Here is a 6344-nt window from a genome sequence, read left to right as displayed (position 1 = left end):
GCTGCTGCTCGATGACGGGTCGTCGGCTTTGATGACCGACGGCTACTTCTCCCGGCCCAGCCTCCCGCGAGTGGCGCTGCGCAAGGTGTCGCCGTCGCCGGCCCGAGTCTACGGCTGCCTGGCCCGGGCGAAGGTGTCCCGCTTGGAGGCCGTCATCCCGGTGCACACCCACATCGACCACGCGCTGGACTCCGCGCTGGTGGCCGATGCCACCGGCGCACGTCTGGTCGGTGGCCAGTCGGCGGCCAACATCGGCCGCGGCTATGGTTTGCCCGATGACCGGCTGATCGTCGCTGACCGGGGTGATCCAATTAGCCTGGGCGCCTTCGACGTAACCCTGATCGAATCGCGGCATTCTCCACCGGATCGGTTTCCCGGTGTGATCACCGCGCCGGTGCGGCCGCCAGTGAAGGTGTCGGCCTACCGGTGTGGTGAGGCGTGGTCGGCGTTGATCCATCACCGGCCCTCCGGCAGGCGACTGCTGATTCAAGGCAGCGCCGGGTTTGTGCAGGGCGCGCTCGCCGGTCAACAGGCCGAGGTGGTTTATCTCGGTGTGGGACAGCTGGGTGTGCTGCCGCGGTCCTATCTGCTGGATTACTGGACGCAGACGGTGCGCGCGGTGGGCGCGCGCAGAGTGGTGCTGATCCACTGGGACGACTTCTTCCGCCCGCTGTCGAAACCTTTGCGGGCCTTGCCGTATGCGACCGACGACCTGGATGCGTCCATGCGCATCCTGGGCGAGTTGGCCGCCGAGGACGACATCGCGCTGCACCTGCCGACGCTGTGGCGGCGCGAGGATCCGTGGATCTGACCGTTGACGCTTGTCCTCGCCCTGGTGCTGCTTGCTGTCGTGCTGGGCTTCGCCGTCGCGCGCCCACGCGGCTGGCCTGAGGCGTTCGCGGCGGTCCCGGCCGCCGCGCTCTTGATCGTGCTGGGTGCAATCTCGGTGCACGAGGCAGCCGCGGAAGCTGCTCGGCTGCTGCGGGTCGTCGCGTTCTTGGGCGCCGTGTTGGTGCTGGCCAAGCTGTGCGACGACGAGGGGTTGTTCGAGGCCGCCGGGGCGGCGATGGCACGGGCCCATGCGGGGCCGTCGCGGCACCTGCTGCGGCAGGTGTTCGCGATCGCCGCCGTTATCACCGCAGTGTTGAGCCTGGACGCCACCGTGGTGTTGTTGACGCCGGTGGTGTTGTCCACCGTGCGCTGGTTGCGGGCGCCGGTGCGTCCGCACGCCTACGCCAGCGCGCATCTGGCCAACGCCGCTTCGCTGCTGCTTCCGGTTTCGAATCTGACCAATCTGCTGGCCTTCCATGTCGCACATCTGTCCTTCGTTAAGTTCACGATGGTGATGGCGCTGCCGTGGGTGGTCGCGGTGGCCACCGTGTACGTGGTCTTTCGCTGGTTTTTCGCCGCCGATTTGCGCGTGGTGCCGGATCGCCATGAGGTTGGTCCGCCGCCGCAGCTGCCGCTGTTCGCACTGGTGGTGGTAGCGCTGACGTTGGCCGGGTTCGCGATCGCTGAGGCGGCCGGCGTGTCACCGGCCTGGGCGGCGCTGGCAGGGGCCGGCGCGCTGGCCGTGCGAAGCCTCAGCCACCGTCGCACCTCGGTGGTGGAGATTGTGCGCGCCGTCAACCTGCCGTTCTTGGTGTTCGTGCTGGCGCTGGGTGTGGTGGTGCAGGCAGTCATGCTCAACGGCCTGGCCAACCGCATGTGCGCGCTGATTCCAGCCGGCCACGGGTTGCTTGCGCTGCTCGGTATCGCGGCGGTGGCCGCTGTTCTGGCCAACGTGGTCAACAACTTGCCGGCGACGCTGGTCCTGGTGCCGCTGGTGGCACCCAGCGGGCCGGCAGCGATCCTCGCGGTGCTGCTCGGGGTGAACATCGGCGCGAATTTGACCTATGCCGGTTCGCTCTCGAATCTGCTGTGGCGCAGGGTTCTTCGCCGCTATGACGTGCCCGCTAGCGTCGGCGAGTACACCAGGCTGGGATTGTGCACCGTGCCCACGGCCCTGGTGGCCTCGGTTCTTGCGCTGTGGGTCAGCGCGCGACTGCTGGGCCTGTAACCGGCTGATATGGCCGCGGCAGCGGCATTCCGAGCTCGGCCATGACTGTGCGCAGCCGAGCCGGATAGTTGGTGATGATGCCGTCAACACCGGTGGCGATCTGTGCTCGCATGGTCGCAGCGTCGTCGACTGTCCAGGAAATCACGTTGAGCCCCAATGCGTGTGCCCGGCCGACGAACGCTTGGTCGACCACAGAGTAGCTGGGCGAGACGATGTCGGCGCCGACCATCTTGGCACCGATGAGCGGATCGCCGACGACGGCCGGGTTGATTCCGGCTAGCCATGGCGAATCCGGTGTCCACGTCGCCTCGTTCCATAACGTCACCAAGGGAATCGATGGCTCGGCTTGGCGCACCATCGGCAGTGTTCGCCAGTCGAAGCTCTCGATCTCCACCCGGTCTACCCTTCCCGCTGACCTGACCGCGGCCAGTACGACGTCGACGAATTCTTCAGGCGATGCTGATGTCGCCGGATCGGCGGCGTCGACCTTGGTTTCGATGTCATAGCGCACATCGGCGCGATATGAGTCGGTCAGCGCGAACACCTCAGGAAGGGTGGCGATCTTATTGCCGCGCACGACTTCCGCGTGAGGGAATTCGTCAAGCAGCTTGCCGCAGTCAAGCGTGCGGATTTGCGCCACGGTCAGATCGTGTAGAGGCTTTCTCACGTACGGATATTGCGGGTCGCCCGCGAACGCCGGCCCGGTGTCTGAGCACTTCGCCGGTTCAATCGTCGAGTCGTGCCACACCACAGGTTGGCGGTCCCTGGTGATTCCGATGTCGAATTCCAGGGTGCTGACGCCTATTTCGAGCGCTTTGGCGAACGCGCGCAGCGATTCCTCGGTCGTCTCGCCGCTCCCGCCGCGATGCGCCACCAGGTCGAACATCGTTGGCTGTGCGGCGGCGCTCGGCAGCGGGCCCAGGATCGCGACGGCCGCCAGCACCGCCAGCAGGGCGCCGAGGCGACGACCCATGTGCGCTACGTCCTGCGCTGACGGGCGATTTCGGCAAGCACCACCCCCGCGGCCACCGAGGCGTTCAGCGATTCGGCGGGGCCGGCCATCGGGATTGAGACCACCGCGTCGCAGTTCTCTCGGACCAACCGGGACAGGCCCTTGCCTTCCGAACCCACGACCACCACCAACGGGTCGGTGCCGTCGAGGTCGTCGAGCGTGGTGTCGCCATCGGCGTCGAGACCGATTACATGCAGCCCGCGGTCTGTCCAATCCTTCAGTGTACGAGTCAGATTGGGAGCACGAGCCACCGGAACCCGGGCCGCCGCGCCTGCACTGGTCCGCCACGCTACCGCTGTCACCGCCGCCGAGCGCCGCTGCGGGATTAGCACACCGTGCCCGGCGAATGCCGCCACCGAGCGCACGATTGCGCCCAGGTTGCGCGGATCGGAGATGTTGTCCAACGCGACCAGCAGCGCCGGCGGTGACTCCATGGCGGCGGCCAGCAGGTCGTCGGGATGGGCATAGTCGTACGGCGGGACCTGTAACGCAATACCCTGGTGAAGGCCGTTGGTGGTAATGCGGTCCAGGTCTGTGCGCGGAACCTCTAGGATTGCGATACCGGAATCGGCTGCCCGCCGGACGGATTCGGTGAGCCGCTCGTCGGCTTCGGTGCCGAGCGCCACATACAATGCGGTCGCAGGGACACCGGCACGCAAGCATTCCAGCACGGGGTTGCGGCCGAGCACCACCTCAGTGTCGTCGCTGCGTTTGGCCGGCTTACGCGGGCGCGACTTGGCTTTCTTGGCGGCGGGGTGATGGGGACGCATGTGCGCCGGCGGCGTGGGCCCCCGGCCCTCCAAGCCGCGGCGGCGTTGCCCGCCCGAGCCGACGGTGGGGCCCTTTTTGGTGCCGGGTTTGCGTACGGCCCCGCGGCGGCGCGAGTTACCGGCCATTACTTGTCGTCATCGCCGACCAACGACCACTGCGGACCGTCGGCGGTATCGGTCACCTCGATGCCGGCTTCTTTCAACCGGTCACGAATGTCGTCAGCCAGTGCCCAGTTTCGTTGCTCGCGGGCCTTTTCCCGTCGCTCCAGTTCAGCCTGCACCAGCACATCTAGGGCCGTCAGCGCGGCCGACGTCTCGTCGCGGGACTCCCAGCGTTCGTCCAGCGGATCACAGCCGAGGATGCCCATCATTGCGCGGATCGAACTGGCGTTGGCCAGCGCGGCGTCGTGGTCGCCAGCGTCGAGAGCGCGGTTGCCTTCCGCGCGCGCGTGGTGGATCTCGGCCAGCGCGATCGGCACTGACAGGTCGTCGTCGAGCGCCTGCGCGAACCGGGGCGTCCAGCAGCCGGGCACCACGGTGCCCACCCGGCGCCGTACCCGATGCAGGAAGTCCTCGATCCCGACGTAGGCGTTGACCGCGTCGTGCAGCGCGCTCTCGGAGAATTCCAGCATCGAACGGTAGTGCGCGCTGCCAAGGTAGTAGCGCAGTTCGGCCGGCCGGACCCGTTCCAGCATGGCCGGGATGGACAACACGTTGCCCAGTGACTTGCTCATCTTCTCGCCGCCCATGGTGACCCAGCCGTTGTGAAGCCAGTAGCGGGCGAACCCGTCGCCGGCCGCGCGGCTCTGGGCGATCTCGTTCTCGTGGTGTGGGAACACCAAATCCATTCCGCCGCAATGGATATCAAACTCGGCACCGAGGTATTCGTGCGCCATCGCCACGCATTCGGTGTGCCAGCCGGGACGTCCGCGGCCCCATGGCGTGGGCCAGGACGGCTCCCCCGGCTTGGCGCCCTTCCAGAGCGTGAAGTCACGCTGGTCGCGTTTGCCGGTGGCCACTCCCTCGCCTTGATGGACGTCGTCGATCCGGTGCCCGGACAGCTGGCCGTAGTCGGGGTAGCTGAGCACGTCGAAGTACACGTCGCCGTTGCCGGTATAGGCGTGACCGGTGTTGATCAGCCGCTCGATCAGCTCGACCATCTGCGTGATGTGGCCGGTGGCACGGGGCTCAGCGGACGGCGGCAACACGCCCAGCGCGTCGTAGGCGGCGGTGAACTCGCGCTCGTAGGTGGCCGCCCACTCCCACCAGGGCCGGCCCGCCGCGGTGGCCTTGTTGAGGATCTTGTCGTCAATATCGGTCACGTTGCGAATAAATGCGACGTCGTAGCCGCGCGCGAGCAGCCAGCGGCGCAGGATGTCGAAGGCCACCGCGCTGCGCACGTGGCCGATGTGCGGCAGGCCTTGGACGGTGGCGCCGCACAGGTAGATGGAGACGTGGCCTGGCCGCAGGGGAACGAAATCACGCACGGCGCCAGTCGCCGTGTCGTGTAGCCGCAGCTGGCCGCGATCGATCACGACGTGCCAGCTTACCGGGCTATTCGACGCACCCGCGCCACCAGACGCGCAGGCCCCCCATTTGTCCGAGGACCGGGCGCTTATGCGTCTGCTCGCCCGCCCGAGGGGACCACCAGCGCGGTGGCGATGGCCGCAAGCCCTTCCCCACGCCCAGTGAGACCTAGCCCGTCGGTGGTGGTCGCCGATACCGACACCGGCGCGCCCAGCAGCTCGGACAGCAGTTGCTGGGCCTCGACGCGTCGGGGCCCGACCTTGGGTCGGTTGCCGATCACCTGGACGGCGGCGTTGCCGACCCGATAGCCGTTCGCGGCGAGCAGGTCGCGGACATGGCCGAGCATTCCCGCGCCACTGACACCGCGCCAGCGCGGATCGTCGACTCCGAACACTTCACCGAGATCGCCCAGCCCGGCAGCTGACAACAGGGCGTCACAAAGCGCATGCACGGCGACGTCGCCGTCGGAATGCCCAGCGCAGCCGTCGACGTCGGGAAAAAGCAGCCCCAGCAACCAGCATGGCCGTCCGCGCTCGATTGGATGCACATCGCTGCCCAACCCGATGCGCGGTAGCCCGTTCACTGGTTGACGATCGCTTGAGCCAGCAACAGGTCGAGCCGGGTGGTGATTTTGAACGCCAGCGGGTCGCCGTCGACGACCTGCACCTGGGCGCCGACATGCTCGACGACGGAGGCGTCGTCGGTGAAATCGCCCGACTCGGCGTGTTCGTACGCGCGCAACAGCAGCTCGGTGGCGAACCCCTGCGGGGTTTGCACGGCCCGCAAGCCGGCTCGCTCCGGCGTTCCCAGCACCACCCCGTTGGCGTCGACGGCTTTGATCGTGTCCGACACCGGCAATGCGGGCACAACCGCCGGATGGCCGGCACGCAACGCCTCGACCACGCGCACCACCAGCTCTGGCGGCGTCAGCGCACGCGCGGCGTCGTGCACCAGGACATAGTCCGGCTCCGGCTCA

Annotated in this window: 7 protein-coding genes; 2 read left to right on the top strand and 5 right to left on the bottom strand. The window is 67.6% G+C overall.

Features of this window, described 5'->3' with window-relative positions; translation table 11 throughout:
* Together VFA16_RS14930 and VFA16_RS14925 are read left to right on the top strand one after the other, a co-directional pair.
* Nucleotides 1-811: MBL fold metallo-hydrolase (locus VFA16_RS14930; RefSeq protein WP_324968567.1), on the top strand; the 811-nt coding region annotated here is incomplete at its 5' end.
* A 3-nt stretch (nucleotides 812-814) separates the two neighbouring features.
* Nucleotides 815-2059 carry an SLC13 family permease gene (locus tag VFA16_RS14925; protein WP_324968566.1) on the top strand — a complete coding sequence of 415 codons (1245 nt, stop codon included), beginning with the start codon at nucleotides 815-817 and terminating at the stop codon, nucleotides 2057-2059.
* On the opposite strand, the gene VFA16_RS14920 is transcribed toward VFA16_RS14925, so the two are convergent.
* From VFA16_RS14920 to VFA16_RS14900, 5 genes are all read right to left on the bottom strand, one after another.
* A complete protein-coding gene (locus tag VFA16_RS14920; RefSeq protein WP_414687727.1) occupies nucleotides 2034-3032 on the bottom strand; it encodes a glycerophosphodiester phosphodiesterase family protein in 999 nt (332 codons plus the stop codon). The genes VFA16_RS14925 and VFA16_RS14920 overlap by 26 nt on opposite strands.
* A 5-nt stretch (nucleotides 3033-3037) precedes the next feature.
* Nucleotides 3038-3967, bottom strand: coding sequence for a 23S rRNA (guanosine(2251)-2'-O)-methyltransferase RlmB (rlmB, locus tag VFA16_RS14915; protein ID WP_324968565.1), 930 nt, complete (start codon nucleotides 3965-3967; stop codon nucleotides 3038-3040).
* The gene (gene cysS / locus VFA16_RS14910; RefSeq protein WP_324968564.1) at nucleotides 3967-5376 is read right to left on the bottom strand and encodes a cysteine--tRNA ligase; all 1410 of its coding nucleotides are present in this window, start codon (nucleotides 5374-5376) and stop codon (nucleotides 3967-3969) included. The genes rlmB and cysS overlap by 1 nt, the downstream gene beginning before the upstream one ends.
* Nucleotides 5377-5456: 80 nt before the next feature.
* Nucleotides 5457-5951 carry a 2-C-methyl-D-erythritol 2,4-cyclodiphosphate synthase gene (gene ispF / locus VFA16_RS14905; protein ID WP_324968563.1) on the bottom strand — a complete coding sequence of 165 codons (495 nt, stop codon included), beginning with the start codon at nucleotides 5949-5951 and terminating at the stop codon, nucleotides 5457-5459.
* The coding region (locus tag VFA16_RS14900; RefSeq protein ID WP_324968561.1) for an IspD/TarI family cytidylyltransferase at nucleotides 5948-6344 on the bottom strand (397 nt) is incomplete at its 5' end. The genes VFA16_RS14900 and ispF, both read right to left, overlap by 4 nt.

Source organism: Mycobacterium sp., from assembly GCF_035653355.1.
Lineage (GTDB): Bacteria > Actinomycetota > Actinomycetes > Mycobacteriales > Mycobacteriaceae > Mycobacterium.
This window is presented reverse-complemented; position numbering and strand designations above follow the sequence as displayed.

What these genes read in the sequence shown, in the direction of transcription:
- VFA16_RS14920 (WP_414687727.1), bottom strand. Translation starts at nt 3,032, where the DNA reads ATGGGTCGTCGCCTCGGCGCCCTGCTGGCGGTGCTGGCGGCCGTCGCG.
- rlmB (WP_324968565.1), bottom strand. Translation starts at nt 3,967, where the DNA reads ATGGCCGGTAACTCGCGCCGCCGCGGGGCCGTACGCAAACCCGGCACC.